This is a genomic window from Hungatella sp. (assembly GCF_046966825.1).
In genome coordinates this window covers 12,779-30,746 of record NZ_JBKVCZ010000082.1, presented here as the reverse complement: position 1 = coordinate 30,746, position 17,968 = coordinate 12,779, and the positions used below count along the sequence as shown (strand labels likewise).

Annotated in this window: 16 protein-coding genes and 1 riboswitch; of the genes, 3 read left to right on the top strand and 13 right to left on the bottom strand. The window is 48.9% G+C overall.

Annotated elements, in window-relative coordinates; all coding sequences use genetic code 11:
- Window positions 1-207 precede the first annotated feature (207 nt).
- The 3 genes from ACLTD4_RS21835 to ACLTD4_RS21825 all read left to right on the top strand — a co-directional run bounded on the left by ACLTD4_RS21835 (window position 208) and on the right by ACLTD4_RS21825 (window position 2,796).
- Window positions 208-1,011 (top strand): PD-(D/E)XK nuclease family transposase, encoded by an 804-nt coding sequence (locus ACLTD4_RS21835; RefSeq protein ID WP_181988759.1) that lies wholly within the window; start codon window positions 208-210, stop codon window positions 1,009-1,011.
- Between the two features lie 12 nt (window positions 1,012-1,023).
- The gene (locus ACLTD4_RS21830; protein WP_117624624.1) at window positions 1,024-1,233 is read left to right on the top strand and encodes a hypothetical protein; all 210 of its coding nucleotides are present in this window, start codon (window positions 1,024-1,026) and stop codon (window positions 1,231-1,233) included.
- A 309-nt stretch (window positions 1,234-1,542) separates the two neighbouring features.
- Window positions 1,543-2,796 (top strand): transposase, encoded by a 1,254-nt coding sequence (locus tag ACLTD4_RS21825; protein WP_412331131.1) that lies wholly within the window; start codon window positions 1,543-1,545, stop codon window positions 2,794-2,796.
- Window positions 2,797-3,058: 262 nt separating this feature from the next.
- Here the strand turns inward: ACLTD4_RS21825 and ACLTD4_RS21820 are convergent, their stop codons facing one another.
- The 13 genes from ACLTD4_RS21820 to ACLTD4_RS21760 form a co-directional block, all read right to left on the bottom strand.
- A complete protein-coding gene (locus ACLTD4_RS21820) occupies window positions 3,059-4,402 on the bottom strand; it encodes a uracil-xanthine permease family protein (RefSeq protein WP_117621215.1) in 1,344 nt (447 codons plus the stop codon).
- A gap of 10 nt (window positions 4,403-4,412) precedes the next feature.
- A complete protein-coding gene (locus ACLTD4_RS21815) occupies window positions 4,413-5,774 on the bottom strand; it encodes an 8-oxoguanine deaminase (RefSeq protein WP_055659372.1) in 1,362 nt (453 codons plus the stop codon).
- Between the two features lie 296 nt (window positions 5,775-6,070).
- Complete coding sequence (locus ACLTD4_RS21810) at window positions 6,071-7,024, bottom strand: ketopantoate reductase family protein (protein WP_117621216.1); 954 nt, start codon at window positions 7,022-7,024, stop codon at window positions 6,071-6,073.
- Entirely contained in the window at window positions 7,021-7,731 is a 711-nt protein-coding gene (locus ACLTD4_RS21805; protein ID WP_117621217.1) for a DUF6896 domain-containing protein, read from the bottom strand. The genes ACLTD4_RS21810 and ACLTD4_RS21805 overlap by 4 nt, the downstream gene beginning before the upstream one ends.
- Before the next feature lie 272 nt (window positions 7,732-8,003).
- Window positions 8,004-8,495, bottom strand: coding sequence for a xanthine dehydrogenase subunit XdhC (gene xdhC, locus ACLTD4_RS21800; RefSeq protein WP_002602682.1), 492 nt, complete (start codon window positions 8,493-8,495; stop codon window positions 8,004-8,006).
- Window positions 8,488-9,375: a xanthine dehydrogenase subunit XdhB gene (gene xdhB, locus ACLTD4_RS21795; protein ID WP_002602681.1), complete on the bottom strand. Its 888-nt coding sequence runs from the start codon at window positions 9,373-9,375 to the stop codon at window positions 8,488-8,490. Before xdhB ends, xdhC begins: the two co-directional genes overlap by 8 nt.
- An 18-nt stretch (window positions 9,376-9,393) precedes the next feature.
- Window positions 9,394-11,682, bottom strand: coding sequence for a xanthine dehydrogenase subunit XdhA (gene xdhA / locus ACLTD4_RS21790; RefSeq protein WP_117621218.1), 2,289 nt, complete (start codon window positions 11,680-11,682; stop codon window positions 9,394-9,396).
- Window positions 11,683-11,893: 211 nt separating this feature from the next.
- On the bottom strand, window positions 11,894-13,288 hold the full coding sequence (locus ACLTD4_RS21785) for an NCS2 family permease (RefSeq protein ID WP_055659381.1): 1,395 nt from the start codon (window positions 13,286-13,288) through the stop codon (window positions 11,894-11,896).
- A gap of 146 nt (window positions 13,289-13,434) precedes the next feature.
- A complete protein-coding gene (locus tag ACLTD4_RS21780; protein WP_412331559.1) occupies window positions 13,435-14,715 on the bottom strand; it encodes an amidohydrolase family protein in 1,281 nt (426 codons plus the stop codon).
- Between the two features lie 142 nt (window positions 14,716-14,857).
- Window positions 14,858-14,953, bottom strand: a riboswitch (purine riboswitch).
- Between the two features lie 324 nt (window positions 14,954-15,277).
- The gene (locus ACLTD4_RS21775) at window positions 15,278-15,514 is read right to left on the bottom strand and encodes a DUF3343 domain-containing protein (protein WP_117621220.1); all 237 of its coding nucleotides are present in this window, start codon (window positions 15,512-15,514) and stop codon (window positions 15,278-15,280) included.
- 6 nt (window positions 15,515-15,520) lie between these two features.
- Entirely contained in the window at window positions 15,521-15,730 is a 210-nt protein-coding gene (locus ACLTD4_RS21770) for a sulfurtransferase TusA family protein (RefSeq protein WP_117621221.1), read from the bottom strand.
- 76 nt (window positions 15,731-15,806) lie between these two features.
- Window positions 15,807-16,904, bottom strand: a complete 1,098-nt coding sequence (gene yedE, locus ACLTD4_RS21765; RefSeq protein WP_117621222.1) for a YedE family putative selenium transporter — start codon at window positions 16,902-16,904, stop codon at window positions 15,807-15,809.
- Between the two features lie 155 nt (window positions 16,905-17,059).
- On the bottom strand, window positions 17,060-17,965 hold the full coding sequence (locus tag ACLTD4_RS21760) for a selenium metabolism-associated LysR family transcriptional regulator (protein ID WP_055659387.1): 906 nt from the start codon (window positions 17,963-17,965) through the stop codon (window positions 17,060-17,062).
- Window positions 17,966-17,968 lie beyond the last annotated feature (3 nt).

The following is a 17,968-nucleotide window of genomic DNA, read 5'->3' as shown; positions in this document are numbered from 1 at the left end:
GGCTTTATGCAGCCTGCAAGTATTTTTCTTAATATTCAACTGTCAAACTCCCGGGCATTATTTCTAATCTTTCTGTTCCATTTTCCCTGTTACTCTGCTATAATAAATACATTCACTTTATGAGCGGAACCTCTTCCGTTCATTCTGATTATCTGGCATTTCGCCAATCTATTCACTCAAACACATCTGAAAAAGGAGATCATGCGTATGAAAAACACAGAGTATCTGTCTAACGGTATGGGCGGTATTGTGCTGCCCGAAAAGGAGGCTCTAAGAATTCTGGAGACGTCGCCGGCCTATGAAGAGTATTTAAACCTGACCGAAGACTACAAAAGGGAGATTTTTGACATTGTCAGGGGCGCAAAAGGGGTAAAGATCACATATGACCCGTTTTTTAAACACATATTTGATCCCGTACTTCACGGGGAACGATTGTCCCGCCTGCTGACGGTTATTATTGGACAGAAAGTAACGGTAAAACAGGTTCTGCCTTCCCAGTCCAGACGTCTGGCGGCCGAGGCGTCGTTAATCATCATGGATATCGTTGTGGAACTGGAAAACGGTGCGTTGGCCAATGTGGAGATTCAGAAGGTGGGATACCGCTTTCCTGGACAGAGAAGCGCCTGCTATTCCTCGGATCTGGTCATTCGTCAATATGACCGGCAAAAGAGCAGGAAGAAGAAAAAGTTTTCATACCGCGACCTCCAGAAGGTCTATACGATCGTATTGGTGGAGAACAGTTCGTCTGAATTTCATAAGGTTCCGGACCAGTACATCCATCGCTCCAGTCAAAAATTTGACACAGGACTGGAGCTGAATCTGCTGCAGGAATATATCTTTATAGCGCTTGACATTTTTAAGGAAATCACTCACAATATAGATAAAGAGCTGGATGCGTGGCTGTATTTTTTGAGCACGGATGAACCAGAAGACATAAAACGAGTGATTGAGACGTATCCCGCTTTTCTGGAACTATACAAAGAAATAGCTGCATTTCAGAGGGAACCGTAGGAGTTGATTGCGATGTACAATGAGACGCTGGCCATGTATGATAAGAACACAGTGGAACTGATGATTGAGGAACAGCAGGAAGAGATCAGAAGACTTGCAGAAGCGTTGGAACGGAAAGATAATGAACTTGAACGGAAAGATGATGAGCTGGAACGGAAAGACGATGAGCTGGAGCGCCTGCGTCAGGAAATCATCAGGCTGAACGGTAATATCGAGAAGTAAAGGAATCTCTATCGATCGCATACAAGCTTATTGCATTGGGGCATACCAGGGCGTAAGTTTCGGTGAATTCTGCAACGCTCCAGGTCCTCGAATCCACATTTGCTGCCGATGAGAACTGTATAAAGCCGCCTTGTCAATACAAGACGGCTCTCGAGTTTCCGCAGTTCTGTCCACAGAAGCACCATTACTGTTTATACTTATATACAACTTTAAAAAAATGCCCAAAATATAAGGAATCCTATCCCTTTTTGATGTAAAATTAAGCTACCAAACAAAAATCTTACTAAACAAAAAGAAAGGGGATTCCTTATGGCTTATTTTACATCAAATACTTACCAAATGAAACGGGAAATTTTAACTTTTTCAAATAATTTTTCAAGAAAGCTTCCTAAACCGGAACGCAAATTTATTGCTGAAATGAATTATGGTATCCTCGCTTCCAAAAGCTGCCTACTTACGGATATTGTTGACCAGCTCCATGAAACTTCCAAAAAAATCAACATTGTTGACCGCCTTTCACACCATCTTGCCAAGGGGACTCCCCGGGAAGCTCTGAAAGCTTACCTCACACAGGTTAAAAAATGGTGTCCTGCTCAGCCCGTTATCCATATCGACGACAGTGATGTTGTCAAGCCTGATGGTTACAAATTTGAATCGCTTGGATGGGTACGTGATGGTTCCGAAAGCACTGCCACAAAAAATCTCTATAAAAAGGGCTATCATGTTACCGAAGCCACGGTCCTTACCAACAACAATCATCCGCTTAGTCTCTTTTCCGAGATCCATTCTTCCAGTGAAAAAAACTTTACCTCCATTAACGATGTCACATTCTCCGCTATGGAGCGGGCCAATTCCCTGTTTGGAAAAGCGACTTTTGTCATGGACCGTGGCTATGATGATAACAAGATGTTTCTCAAGCTGGATTCCATGGGACAGGACTATGTCATACGCCTTACTGCCAAACGTAAGCTGCTCTACCATAATAAATGGACTTTTGCAACGGAGCTGCGTAACCGTAGGAAAGGAAAAGTAAAACTCCCTCTATTTTATAAAGGAAAAGAACACGAAGCTTATCTTTCCCATGTGAAGGTACAGATCACCGCCTCCAGAAAGGACATTTATCTGGTGCTGGTTTATGGTATCACAGAGCATCCTATGATGCTTGCCACAAATAAACCAATCCGTTCAAAAGAGGATGTGATCGCTGTAGCAAAGCAATACTTTTCCAGGTGGCGGATCGAAGAATATTTCCGGTGTAAAAAACAGATGTTCCAGTTTGAAAATTTCAGGGTAAGAAAACTCAAAGCCATAAACGCATTAAATTTTTATATTACCTTATGCATGGCATTCCTTGCACAGATCACCATGAAATCAGAGACGAATGCCCTTAAGGTTTCCATTATAAAGACAGCAGATCCGGTGAAAGAAAAAGTGCATTTCTGCTATTATCGGCTGGCAAAAGGGATCTCCGGCATACTGTCGTATGCAAAAGAGGGCGTCAGACTCTGGTTCAGGACAAAACGTCCTGCATACCGTCAACTCAGCCTTAAGCTGACCGCTTAAATAGATAAAAGAATAAATCTCCCAAAGTCCGGTTCCGGCGGGGCTTGTTAAAGTGCCTCTACTCATTATTCTGCCACTCGCCAGCATTTCAAAAAACGGCAGATTGGCACCTTTGATTACTATATTCATTTTTCAATTACAATTTGCGGAAACTCAAGAAGACGGCTTTATACGTTATGTCCTATTCGTTATGTAAAAGGCGTTTTTTATGCCACACTACTCAAAGAAAAAAATCACATTTTCCAAGCAAAACGAAAGCTCCTTAAACACGTTCTGCCTCATACACCAACTCTTCCGCTTCCGCCTCTTCCCTCGGAAGGATCAGATTCAGTGCAATCGACATAATACTGGACATCACAACCGCCGATTCCCCAAATATGGTTCTGGCCCAATCCGGGAACAGTCCCAGACAACCCGGAGCCTGGATTACGCCGATACCGACGGCAACGGACAGGCCCACGATTGAGATGGTGCGGGCGGTCAGCTCTTCCTTCACGATCAGCTTGATTCCTGTCATGGCGATCATGGCAAAGACGGACAACGTCGCGCCGCCCAGCACGCAGGAGGGGATGGTCGTAAGCAGCGAGGCGAACTTCGGAATAAATCCGGCCAGAAGGATGATAACAGCCGCCGTACCGATCACAAACCGGTTTACCACCTTTGTCATAATAACAATTCCCACATTCTGGCTGAATGTCGCCGTGGGGATTCCGCCAAACAGACCGCCCAGAATGCAGGCGATTCCATTCCCGATTATCCCTCCGCACATCTCATTCTCCGTTGCCTCCCAGTCCAGGCCGCCGCCCGCTGTGGAGGTAAAGTCCCCGATTGCCTCTACCGATCCCACAATACACATGATTGTCATCGATATGATCGAGGTGAGTTCAAATTTAATGCCAAAATGCAGCGGTGTCGTGATCTGAAACCATCCCGCCTCCGCTACAGGGGCGAAGGAAACCTTTCCCAGCACAAGGGCCAGAACGTAGCCGCAGGCCATCCCGATCAGGATCGATGCCATTTTCGTGATCCCTTTCGTAAAGTGATTGCAGAAAAGTACGACGCCCAGCGTAAAAAGTGCGATTGCCCAGTTAAGAGGGCTTCCAAAATCCGCCGCTCCCGTGCCGCCTGCCATGTAATTCACCGCCGTCGGATACAGGGACAGACCAATCGTAAAGACCACAGTTCCCGTCACAATGGGAGGAAACAGCGCGTTGATCTTCTTATAGAAGACACCGACCAGGATCGCAACCGCGCCGCCCACCAGCTGCGCGCCGAAAATGGTGGGCAGGTCAAACCGGCTTCCCAGCGATATCAGCATGGGTATGTATGCAAAGCTGGCGCCCATAATGACAGGAAGGCCGGAGCCGCAGTATTTATGGACAGGAAACACTTGGATCAGCGTCGCAACCGCGGATATGAGCAGCGCCGCCTGGATCAGGATAATCTGGTCCTCCCGGCTGGCGCCTGTCACTCCCGCGACGATGATGGCCGGCGTCACACAGCCTACGATCATGGCAACCACATGCTGGAGCGCCAGGGGCAGTGTCTGGGACATTTTGGGTATTCCATTTAAATCAAAAACCGAAGCATTTCTTTTCTCATTCATCTCACGATCCTCACTTTATATTCAGAAGTTTTTCCACAGCCGCGTTGGCCTTCGATACGATCTTTTCCTCTTCCACATTGACGAGACGGCCCTGCTCTACCACGACCTTCCCGTTCACAACCGTGTAATCCACAGCACCTTTGAATCCGATGCAGGACAGCAGTGATTTCGGGTCGTATTGTCCGCCGACCAGCTCGATGCGGTCCAGGGATATGGCAAAGAAATCCGCCGCCATCCCCTCGGCTAAATGTCCCAGTTCCTCTCGTCCGAGAATCGATGCGCTCCCTCTCGAAGCCATCTTAAGGATATCGTAACCGGAAGGAGCCTCACTGCTGGAATTCAGGCGGTGAAGCAGATAGGCCACCCGCATCTCCTCCAGCATATTGGAGCCGTCGTTGCTGGCGCTTCCGTCTACGGCCAGTCCGGTTTTCACTCCCAGCCGCAGCATTTCCGGGATTCTGGCAATGCCGGAGGAAAGCTTCATGTTGGAGACAGGGCAGTGGGCCACTCCAGTCCCCGTCGCTGCCAGAAGTTCCAGTTCCTCTGTGTTAAAATGGATTCCATGAGCATACCAGACATCGTCTCCGATCCATCCCAGGCTCTCCATATAGGCCAGCGGACGCATGCCGTAATGCTCCAGGGTGAACGCCTCCTCGTCCTTCGTCTCCGCCAGGTGCGTATGGAGGCGGACTCCCAGGCTACGGGCCAGGACCGCTGATTCTCTTAAGAGGCCGCCGGTCACGCTGAACGGCGAACAGGGCGCCAGCGCAACGGTGTGCATGGAATACCTGGAAGAATCATGATACTTCTCAACCACCGCCTGCGAATCCCTTAAAATCTCATCGATCGTCTGAACCACGCTGTCCGGAGGCAGTCCCCCGTCCTTCACACTCAAATCCATGCTGCCCCGCGTGGCCGCCATTCGGATTCCCAGAGCGTCCGCCGCCGCAAACTGCGCGTCAAGAAGTGCTCCGGCGCTGTGCTCCGGAAACACGTAGTGATGGTCTAAGCACGTCGTGCAGCCAGTCTTTAACAGTTCCCCCATTCCGGTTAAGGAGCTGTAGTAGACACTGTCGCCGTCGATGCCCTTCCATATCTCATATAAAGTTTTCAGCCATGGAAAGAGTTCCATGTTTTGTACCTGTGGAAGATTTCTTGTGAAGGTTTGATATAAATGATGATGGGAATTAATAAGTCCCGGATAGACAACCATCCGGGACGCATCAATTATTTTATCAGCTGTTTTTTCTTCTGTTCCAATGTAGGTAATTACCCCATCTGTCACCAGCATGTTAATATCCGTCATAAACCTGTCGTTGTCGTCACATGTCACAAGATACTTTACGTTTTTCATCAATAGAGTTTCTGCCATTTCAATTCCTCCTGAATTTTTTACGTAAAAATATGCATTGTTTCATACAACTATACTTCTGGTATACTGCTGGCGGACAGGGACGCTCACGATTCGTCCCTTCATATCGTCAAGAGTAATGCCGCCGAATATAAATTGGGAGAAAATATGCCGCGTGAACCCAGCTATGTTTTAAACAGCCATATAGAGATGTACTTATCAAGGTGCAATTCTTACTGTGTGTTAGTATAGCAGACAGTCTCATTTCCTGCAATCTGTATAAACTAATAAAAAATTCGTCTGTTTTTTGTGCATTTTTAACATTTCAAGGTCTGTTCCAGGCAGTACTTTTCCACCGCCTCATCGTACGATCTCCATACCGTCATAGGCAGGCCGCAGCACGTTCCGGCGTTTAATATCTCCTGGTAGCCCGCCGCCCATTCCGGAAGCCCCTTCTTCATATGGTTTTCCACCATCTCCCTGGTGTTGGTCTCTAAAAACATGTTCTGCATGATATGGGCTGCCACAAACGTCGGGAGTTTGAACAGGCCGGCCGGAAATGTCTTATTCGTATCGACTCCCTGCATCCGGCACACACTGATCCCCTCCCGAAACGCCTTGACCACCTTTTTGACGGCCTGATAGTCACTCGCAAATGAGCCGTAACCCCCGCATTCCAGCACAGCGCCCGCCGTAACAGACTGCTGCAAATAGTGGACCTTCATCCAGTCAAAGATATTTTTATCGAACACCGTACGAATCCCGGACTGATTCAGCGCTGTCTGTATGTCGCCAAGCCCGGCCCGGCATTTTCCGCCCAGCCTTACTGCCTCATCGAAGAGAATGATCTTTAAGCCGGCTTCATCGCGGCCGCCTCCCGTGCTGGAAGGGAACGCAATCAGATACTGATCCGCCGATAAGTACGCCTCGATCTCCGCCTGAATATTCCAGTTATTCTGCATAAATGCAAAATATTTTGTATGTTCAGCCAGCTCTGAAAGCCGGGGCAGAACGCCCGCCAGCTGACACCGGTTAACAGTTACCAGGAGCCCGTCGTAATGGTCTGTCACTTCCGTCACACAGCTGGGATAAAAAGTCACGTTCTCGTAAGAGGAGGCCTTCTTCCTCAAGTCCTTAACGGATAAAACCACTCCTCCAGACAGTTCTTCATAGTGCTCCGGCTTCACCAGCAGGTCGATCTCGTGATTCTGAGACAGCAGCCATCCATAGGTTATTCCAATCGTTCCTGCTCCGTATATTAAATATTTCATCTGTTCTCCATTCTCTGTGGTTTGTCTGTATCGCTCCCGAAGTTGATCAGAATTTCTCTCATAATCGTCACCGCACGCTCCGGATAACAGATATCATCGTACAAAAATGTACCGGTCTCTTTCCCGTCCAGCATGAATCTCAGTGTATATTTATTCAGGCTGCTGCCGATTTCCTTGTACACCCTTCTGCTCTTTCTTAAGAAGCGCTCAACCATCCGGTTCCTCGGGATCACCCATCGGTCCTCAAAATGTTCCACGATCAGAGTATCAAATTCTTTGGGAAACTGTGGTTCAAAGGTTTCGCTGGCAGGAATTGTGAAGTAATAGAGATTGTGCTTCTGATACATTTCGCCAAGCGATACCGCCTGTTCACATTCCGCTTTCACTCGGTTTCCGTCGTAGTATTCTGTATGCGGATCCCAGTTATATTCCAGCGTCCTGGCGAGAAGCCACGGGTCTATTCCACACCATCTGCTTCCATAGCCAAAATTCCAGTCCAGATACCGTTCCCCGTCACAGGCCCGGCATCCGGCCCCATAAAGCAGATACTTCGTTCCATTGGTCTCATACTCGATGCCCCAGCGCAGCTTTCTGCTGCACAGAAAATCCGCTTTGGATTTCAGGCAGAGACCATCCAGCAAACGAAGGCAAACGTCGTCTACCTGATCGATGTATTCTTTCATCACGGTTCTCAGCCCGTCTTCCATGCGCTCTGTCCTCGTTTTCTTAAATGTGTCACTTAAGTTTCATCTATCATACCATAGAAATGCCGCGTCTGACAGTCTGCTTCCGCATCATTTTTCCGAAACAGATCTAAATATCCCCCCAACAATCCAATCTTCCCCTTCTCCGCACCTCACCTCACCCAAAAAGCCGGAGCGGCGACACTCTCCCAAATGTCGCCGCTCCGGCTTTTTCTCTCTTCGAAACAATCCAAAACATAATGAAGCTCTATGAAAACAGTAACACGCTTCTCCCTTTAATCCTCTTTGCCAACCACCTTATAAGTCTCTTCCACGATTCTCTCCATGGCGTTTAAGATATTTTCATATCCCGTACACCGGCAGAGATGGCCGGATATCATCTTTCTCAATTCCTCACGGTTGTACCGTTTTCCGGTTCCCACAATCTCCACCGCGGTCATGATCAGACCCGGCGTACAGAAGCCGCACTGCACGGCCGCTTCTTCCACAAATGCCTTCTGGATCGTGCTCAGCTCGCCGTTAGGACCTTTTAAGCCCTCTACCGTCATGATCCGGCGTCCTTCCGCCCACATGGTTAAGTAGATACAGCTGTCGATGGCCTCGCCGTCCACCAAGACGGTACAGGCGCCGCACTCTCCGACCTCACAGCCTTTCTTCACGCTGGTAAGGCCCAGACGGTCCCTCAGCGTCTCCAGTAAGGATTCCCTGTCGTCTACCGCCACCTCGACCTCTTTGTCGTTAACAATCATATGAACAATCTTAAGCATCGCATTCACCCCCTGCATTTATAATCGCCTGTTTCAGGGCACGTTTTGCCATCTCTTCGATGAGCTGTAAACGGAATTCCTTGGAAGCTCTCCAGCTGGTACGCGGATTAACTTCCTCCAGAACGCTCTTGCCCAGCGTCTCAAACAGCTCGTTTCCGATTTCCATGCCTTTCACCTTTTCCTCTGCCTTAAAGCAGCGGATCGGGGTCGGAGCGGCGACGCCGTAGCCGATGTGCATTTCTTCGATGTGCTTCTTATCTTCGGTCAGCTTTACTGTGACCGCGCAGCCCATGGTAGCGATCTCCATGGCGTTTCTCTTGCCATACTTGATGTAATGGCCGCCAAAGCCCTCGTAGGACTCCTTGCGGATCCGGATGGCAGTCAGTATCTCGTCGTGCTGTCTTACCGTCTTTCCAGGGCCGGTATACCACTCGCGGATCGGAATCTCCCGCACTCCCTCCGGTCCTTCGACGACTAAGACCGCGTCGAGGCAGCAGAAGGATGACGCGCTGTCCGCACTGGTCACACCGTTACAGACATTGCCGCCCACCGTACCGATGTTGCGCAGCTGCGGTCCGCCTGCCTGGTCCACGGCATCCCCTAAAATCGGGATATATTTCTGAATAATCCTGTTATTGGTTACATGGGAAAATGTGGTCGCCGGACCGATGACGATGGTGCCGTCCTCTTCCATTCTCACACCTTCCAGTTCTTTGATTCCGTGAATGCTGACCAGGGAGCATCCGGCAAGCTTGCCTTCCCTGACCTTAATGAGCACGTCGCTGCCGCCGGAAATGACGACGGCCTCGGGGTCTTCCTTTAAGGCACGGATCGCATCCCCTATATCTTTTGCCTGGTATAATTTTTCAATATCATACATGGAATATCACCGTCCCTTCTAAATCAGTTCCGCTGCCTTAAAATGAGCCACAAGCTTCTGCGGGTCAAGAGGCAGGGAATCTACCGCTACACCAGTTGCGTTTAACACTGCGTTCCGGATGGCCGGTGCGACCGGAATAGCCGGCGGCTCACCTAACGCTTTATTTCCAAATGGACCCGTCGGATCGTCCAGTTCCACAAATTGCACGTGGAGATCCGGCGTGTCCATGGAGGTAGGCAGTTTGTAATCCAGCAGGTTGTCATTTAGCGGCCTGCCGCTCTTATCAAAGAGGAGTTCTTCACTGAGCGCGTATCCAAGTCCCATGCTCATGCCGCCGTGAACCTGTGCCTCAGCCAGCTTCGGGTTGATCAGCTTGCCGCTGTCGTGAACATTGACAATGTTGGTCACCTTCACCTTGCCGAGAGGCATATCCACTTCCACCTCTGCGAAGCAGGCGCCCGTTGCAAAAGTATTATCCTTGCAGTGGCTGGTCGCCTCCGCGGTGATGTGGATCGAGCGGTCGAGGCTATAGAACGCCGTCGTTGCAAGCTCCGCCATATCGAGAAGCTTCTCCCTGCTCTCCTTATCGACTACCACGTTATTCTGGATATCCATGGTGTCTTTCTCTTTATCCAGCATATATGCCGCATAATCCAGGATTCTGTCCTTGAAAATGAGTCCGGCCTTCTTCACGGCCATACCGCTGACATACGTCTGGCGGGATGCGTAAGCGCCCGTATCAAACGGTGTAATATCGGTATCCTGCGTGGAGAGAATATGAACTTTGTCCTCCGTAATACCAGTGGTCTCCGCGGCCATCTGGGTAAATACGGTATCCGCGCCCTGTCCGATCTCCGTAGCGCCCATCTGCAGCTGCATGGAGCCATCCTGATTTAAAACCATACGGCAGGAAGCGGTTTCCAGAGAGATCGGGTAAACGCCTGTCTTATAGCAGAAGATCGCCATTCCGATTCCTTTTCTGACAGGACCGGTCTGGTTCTCATACTCTTTCCGTTTTTCATCCCAATGAATATAGCTCCGGCCTTTTTCCATACATTCCTTTAAGCCGTATGTATTACATGCAACGTGGGTATGGGGATCCACATAGCCCTCCGGCATGCAGTTTTTCATTCTGAATTCCAGCGGGTCCATATGAACGGCCACAGCCAGATCATCGGCCATACACTCCGCCGCAAATGCAGCCTGCGGAATTCCGTAACCTCTCATGGCGCCGCCCGTGGCAATATTCGTATAGACAGTGTAAGCGTCGGATTCCAGCGTCTTCTCGTCGTGGTAAATCTGCTTGAACTCATTGGATGTGTTTGCCACAATGGCGTGGGCGTGAGAAGCGTAACCGCCCTGGTTGGAGTATGCCTCCAGCTTTCTCGCTACCAGCGTTCCATCCTTTCTCACTGCCGCCTTCACGTGCAGCTTGATGGCATGACGCACTCTCGTGCAGGCCAGCGTCTCTTCCCTGGAAATCTCCATACGGACGCCTCTTCCGCCCACCTGGGTGCAGAGGAACGCATTTAACGGTTCATAAAGGACGTCCTGCTTGTTGCCGAATCCTCCGCCGATGTACGGCTTGATCACGCGGATTTCACCGGCCGGAATCCCCAGCGCCTGGCTGATGACACGGCGTACAATATGAGGAATCTGAGTAGAAGTCGTCACAACAATCCTTCCCTTTTCCATGTAGGCAAAGGAAATCGGAGTCTCGATATGGCAGTGCTGAACGCTCTGCGTCGCATAGACATGATCGATCTCTACCACGTCCTCTCCTTCCACAGCCTCCTGATAGGTTCCTTCCCCTACTACAAAGCTGGAATGGGCGATTATATTGCCCGGCTTCTCCTCGTGAAGAACCGTGGCTCCTTCTGCCATGGCAGCCTCGACGGTAAGCATGGGTTCGTACTCCTCATACTCCACCTTCACCAGACGCGCCGCACGGCTTGCCGCGATCTCATCCTCTGCGATTACCGCAGCGATGTCGTCACCGTAGACGCGGACTCTGGTGTTTAACAGCTTTCTGTCTGCAATATCCTGGTGCGCGGTTTCCACAGACCAGGGATGTCCCGGTGTCGGGAACTGAATATCCGGAACGTCAAAACACGTAACGATCTTGACGACTCCCGGCACAGCCAGAGCTGCCTCCAAATCAAAGCTTTTTACTACACCATTGGCAATTGTGCTTCTTACGACCTTAGCCACAAGAAGTCCTTTTGGTTCTAAATCCGCCGTATATTTGGCGCCGCCGGTCACTTTCTCGATGGCGTCAACGCGGACCATGTTATTACCAACTCCCATGGTATCCTACCTCCTGTTTCTTTTATTCTCCTGCTAATCAGGCCCCGGCCGGCTCCTGTTCTTAAAAAATAAGAAAGGCTGGCAGCGACGAGACTTTTTCAGGACAATTTCATCCATCAAAGTGATGTCGCCGCCAGCCCGTTTGACAATGTCTACCTGACCGGTTCTCCTGATTTGCTCAGGTTGCTATTTTCAGTTGCTCTATATATTATTAAATCAATATATATTTTAGTACAAACAGTACCGCCAAAACATACATCAGCGTACTGATCTTCTTCTCCTTTGCGTGACCTGTAACCAGATTGATGACTACATAGGAGATAACGCCCATGGCAATACCTTCAGAAATGCTGTACATAAACGGCATGGCGATGATTGCAATGTAGCATGGAATTGCTTCTGTAAAATCGTTGAAGTCGATCTTCGTAATGGAAGTAAGCATTAAGAATCCTACTACTACGAGAGCCGGTGCCGTTGCAAAGGACGGAATCGCTAAGAAGATCGGGGACAGGAATAAGGATAAGCCGAATAAAATGGCTGCTACTACTGCCGTTAAACCTGTTCTGCCGCCTTCGGAAACGCCGGAAGCGCTCTCTACGAAGGTTGTGGTGGTGGAAGTACCGAATAATGCGCCTACGGATGTACCAACAGCGTCTGCCATCAAAGCGCCCTTGATATGCGGAAGCTTTCCGTCTTTATCAAGCATATCGGCCTTGGAAGCTACACCGATTAACGTTCCCAGCGTATCAAACATATCGACGAATAAGAACGCGAACATAACTACCAGGAAGTCAAGGGAAAATACTCTTGAGAAGTCCAGTTTGAAGAACGTCGGAGCCATGCTCTTGATACCGAAACCGGAGGATAAATCCGGGAATACGCTGTACATGCCAAGTTCCGGATTCGGCTGATATAAGCCGACCGCCTGGCAGATCATGCCAAGAATCCAGGTTGCCAGGATTCCCCATAAGATATTGCCCTTTACATTCTTAACAACTAAAATTGCGGTAATGAGAATACCGATGATTGCTAATAAAACTGTAATTCCTACGGAATTGAAGGTTCCATCCGTTAAAGCACCCTTGAAGGAGTAAACAGAAACAAGTGTGGCGCCGTCCACAACGATTTTCGCGTTCTGAAGGCCGATAAATGCGATGAACAGACCGATACCTACGGATACCGCGTGTTTTAAGTTCATCGGGATTGCGTTGAAGATCGCTTCCCGCACATTGGTCAGTGACAGAAGAATGAAGATAAGACCTTCTACAAATACAGCTGCCAGAGCCATCTCCCAGGTGTAACCCATGTTCAAAACAACGGTGTATGCAAAGTACGCATTTAATCCCATACCTGGTGCAAGTACAAACGGATAGTTTGCAAATGCTGCCATTAACAGAGTCGCTACCAGTGCTGCAAGTGCAGTTGCCGTGAATATGGCGCCGCTGTCCATACCAGTTGCACTTAAGATGCTCGGGTTTACTGCGAGTATGTATGCCATGGTCATAAATGTGGTAATACCGGCTACAACTTCGGTTTTGACGTCCGTGTGGTTTTCCGACAAGTGGAACACTTTCTCAAAAAAGTTCTCGTTTCCCTTCGTTTCCATACTTCCTACCTCCTTGATAGTTGAATGATTTTCGTTTATATAGCAGAGCAGCCCCACGCAGCTCAGTATATATGGGTTTCTTTCGTATATGGTAACTTCTCGAAATTCTATATTCAGTTTTAAATTTACACTTTGCTTTTATTATATCAGAAAATTCTGTTTCCCGCTACGATCTTTCCTTTTATATGCCTCTCATCAGATAAATAGATGAAACGCTCCAGTCTCTCCTTCAGGGAAAGCGGCTGCGGATGGCGGATATCACTGTCGTCGAGAATCAAAGCGTCAAACTCATAACCTTCCATGAAGCTTCCAACCTTTCCGAAGAATGAGCCGCCGCCCATGGTTCCCAAATAGAATGCTTCTTCCACGGTAAGCGGTTTTAAGCTGGTATCCTGTAATCTCCATCTCAGCTTGGATACCTGGACTGCGTGTGCCATGGCGTAAAATATGGATTCCTTGCTTCCGCCGGCTACGTCAGAGCCAAGCCCCACGTTGACGCCTTTGTCCAGATAGGTTCTCACCGGTGCAACACCAGATGACAGGTTCGTATTGGATTCCGGACAGTGGGCGACATATACGCCGCGTCCTCTCATTAACTCGATTTCCTCTTCGGTCGAGGATACACAGTGGGCCATAATGGTCTTCACATCTCCGCCGAACAGGCCAAACTGATCGTAAGCATCTCCGTAGAAGCGTGACTCCGGGCACAACTCCTGTACCCATGCGATCTCGCCCTGATTCTCAGACAAATGAGACTGAACCGGAAGGTCATACTTCTTCTGAACCTCTTTTAGCTTCCTCATCAGTTCATCCGTACAGGATGGAATGAACCTTGGTGTCAGGATCGGACGGACGTTCTCATACTGATCCGCCGTGTCCTCCAGCCACTTCACCGTGTCGGCCACGGACTGCTCCGCACTCTCTTCACATAAGTACTCCGGTGAGTTCCGGTCCATGTTGACCTTGCCGATCATGGTCTTTAATCCGGTTTCCTCCATGAGATCCATAAGAAGCTTTGTCGCCTGATTGTGGATGGTTGCAAAAATACAGGCTCTCGTTGTCGCACTGCTCCTCATGGAATCAGCAAAAATTCCATAGGCGCTCTTCGCATACTCTAAATCCCGGTACTTGGACTCCTCCGGAAATGTGTTGGTATTCAGCCAGTCCAGAAGCTCTAAATCCATTCCCAGACCGCGGAACGCATACTGCGGTGCGTGGACATGTAAGTCTACAAGTCCTGGTGTGATGATCTGATCGCCGCAGTCCGTCACCGGATACGATGCGTATTCCTCCGGCAGTGTCTCAAAAACTCCGGCACACAGCCCCTCCCTGCAGACGAGCCATCCGGCTTCTACCAGTTTTAAGTTCTTTGCATCTTCGCTGTAACAGATGTTTCCCTTCAGTACAAAATTCTTATCTCCGGCCATTTTCCCTCCTATTCCGTATTCCTGTTATAGGAGAGACAGCTGTAAAATCGCGTCCGGACGACTTCTACCTCAAAAAAAAACCACCGTCACCCCTATAATTTTCACATGACTGGTGTCTTTTGCAGTCTTTACTGATCGTGCTGACAGTCATGCAAAAACTTATAGACAACTATTACGGTAGTTGGTAGAAACGCTCAACCAATTATGAGCATATATAAGTTTCTTTGAATACTTATCTCTATTAAATTTTCTGACCTCTGACAGTTTGAGTCTACCATATTGTACAACTATTTGTCAATACCATTTTTATTTTTGTGCATTTTTCTTTATTTCTGTCTTCTGGGTCGATATTTTGAATACAATTCGGAGAGGATACTTATAGCTTTTTTCTATAAATCTAAAAAATTATTAGTAAAAAAAAAGCGGTCAGAGATCTGACCGCTGGTATTGCTGTTGGTTGGTTGTTGGTTGTTTTATGATTTCTGATCTCTACTTTCTGATTTCTGCTCTCTGCTCTCTGCTTTCCGCATCAAACCGCCTCATTTGCTTCCATCGAATCGATTCAGATCAGATACACACCAACCTCCTCATAATGCATATCATTTTGCTTCATATATTTTAAAACCATTTCCTCCAGCTCTGCGGCGGCACAGTAGGCCAATCCGCATCCGGAGGAAATCTGGCGCGGGACCGGAATAAGGCGGCCCGGGATTCCGCCGTTTAAACAGGCTTTCTCCATCGCAATCGCTTCCGCCGTTGTGTGGAAAGTCACAATCACTTTATTTTCCTTTTGCCTCATTAATTTCTATCCTTCTATCGTCAGTTCGAACTCCGAACCAGTCTCTTTTACCAGCATTGTGAGTCCTCTACTCTTAACAAATTTCTCTATATTCGTTCTGGAATGCGGCTCGCTCACCAGAACTTTCAATTTCTCTCCCGGATGGGATTTCAATGCATCCGACACCAGCATTAACGGTTCCGGACACGATAAGCCTCTTGCATCTACTTCGTACATGTGGGTTTCCTCCTGATCTGTTCTCTGCACTTTCTGATCTCCGATCTCTAATCTCTAACCTCTGATCTCTGATCTTCTATTTTTTCTCCCGCTGAATTCCCGGAAGAAAACCAATTACAAACAGCACCGCGATACAGATGATAACCGCTGCTTTTCCAGCCATTCCCGGACCCCCGGCTACCGCTGGTGAAGCGTCCGTCGCTGCCGCTGCCGCCGCGCCGGCAAGTCCAAAGTTATGACAGAGAGCCGCGCCTATGAACATTCCCAGGAAGGTAACAGCGGAATCGGAAGATCCCTGTCCCGCCAGCACCAGCTGTCTGAGGGGACACCCGCCTGCAAGGACGGCTGCAAATCCAACCACATACATACCGAGTATATTCCACAAATGCTGTGCATGGGCTACCGGCTGCCCATCAAAGGAAAGCTTAAACCCTCCGGTTGCAATATTAAAGAGTAGCATTACTACGAAAAATGCTCCGATAATCGTAATCAAATCAAAGTTTTTCATTAAAATCACATCTCGAAAGCTTCCGGCAAAGCAGGTCCGGCATTTCTGTGAGACCGCTCCGAATACCAGCCCCCCCACGAGTGCAATGAGAACCGGCGCGTGCATACTTCCCGGCCCCTTCTCGCTGACTGCCATCAGGGTCGTCATCACGCTCAAGAGCAGTACGATAACCAAAAGGGCCGGCAGAACGTATCCGCTGACGCTTCTTGATTCATAAGATCTTCCAAGACTGAAGCCCTTCTTAAGTGCGGCTGTTCCGGTAAAGACGCCGCCCACAAAGCCAACCAGAGCCACGTAGGCGTTCAAATCGCCTGCCGACATACGGATCAGCATACGCAGCGGACATCCCAGAAATACAAGGGCGCCGATCATCATGATCATCCCCAGCACAAACCGTATCATCGGTGAAGAGCCTGCCGTGGAGCGGTATTCTTTTGTGATCAGAGATATGAAAAACGCTCCCACCACAATTCCGACGATCTCAGGCCGCACATACTGCACCACCGCCGCCTGGTGTAATTTCATGGCCCCCGCCGTGTCACGGATAAAGCAGGCAATGCAGATCGCCATATTCTTCGGGTTTCCGAAGAAGGCCAAAGCCGCCGCAACGATACCCAGTACTACCCCTGATAACGCCAGTGTTTTTTTTGATTCTGTCAAATTCATGTTGTCCCCCTTTTCTTCACTGTAACAATTTCGCACGGCTTATCTTCTTGAATGATACAGCCGCTCTGAATTGTTACGTAAATTTTATGAAATCAGTGTAGCAAAGAAAGGGACCTCTGTCTAATTGATAATCGTATTACGCTTATAGGTTTTATCTATAAGTAAGCATACAGTTCCCTAACAAACTGTATGAACAGCCGGGCCGCCTTGCCAGGCTTATTGCTCTTACTCCAGACCATATAAAGTTTTCGGTAAATATCGCCCTCTGCCAGAGGAAAACGCAGAAGCTGTCCCTGAGCCACATAATCTTCCACCGCGGCACTGGAGATAATGGCAATTCCCATGGCGGTGCTGACCGATTTTTTAATGGTCTCCTGATTGCTTATTGTGGCTACCACATTCATGCGTTTTAAATCTACGCCGTGTTCCTTCAAATACTGTTCCGTTTCCTTTCGCGTTCCGGATCCGTCCTCCCGGACAATCCATTTCTCCTCATAGAAACGTTCCATGGGAAAACCGGTCTTCTCATATTGCCGGTATGTTTCCACATTTGGCGTAACCACCACAAGGCGGTCGTAATAAAATGGCTCAAACACACAGGTCGGATCCTCCAGCCGCGTGCCGGTAAAGCCGATCTCCACCTTCCCATCCAACACCATTCGGACTACTTCCAGACTGTCCGCCTCCATTAATTCCAGCTGATTACCGGGATACGTCCTGGAAAACAGGGAAAGGATCTGGGGAAGAATATACTGCCCTGGAACGGTGGAGGCTCCCACCGTTATCTTTTGAGCGCCCGGCGTATCGGTCCTCGTAAAATCGCGGAGAATATTTTTCTCCAGCTGCAGCATTTTTCTGGCATTGTCATAAAGGAGTTCCCCGGACGGTGACAATTCCACGTCCTTCGTCGTGCGGATAAACAGCCTGGCACCCAGCTCCTTTTCCAGCGAATGGATATGGGCACTGACCGTAGGCTGGGTCAAATACAGTTTCTTGGCGGCCTGAGAAAAGCTTTTCACCTCTGCCACGCAGACAAAGGCCTCCAGTTGTTTCAGATTCATAGA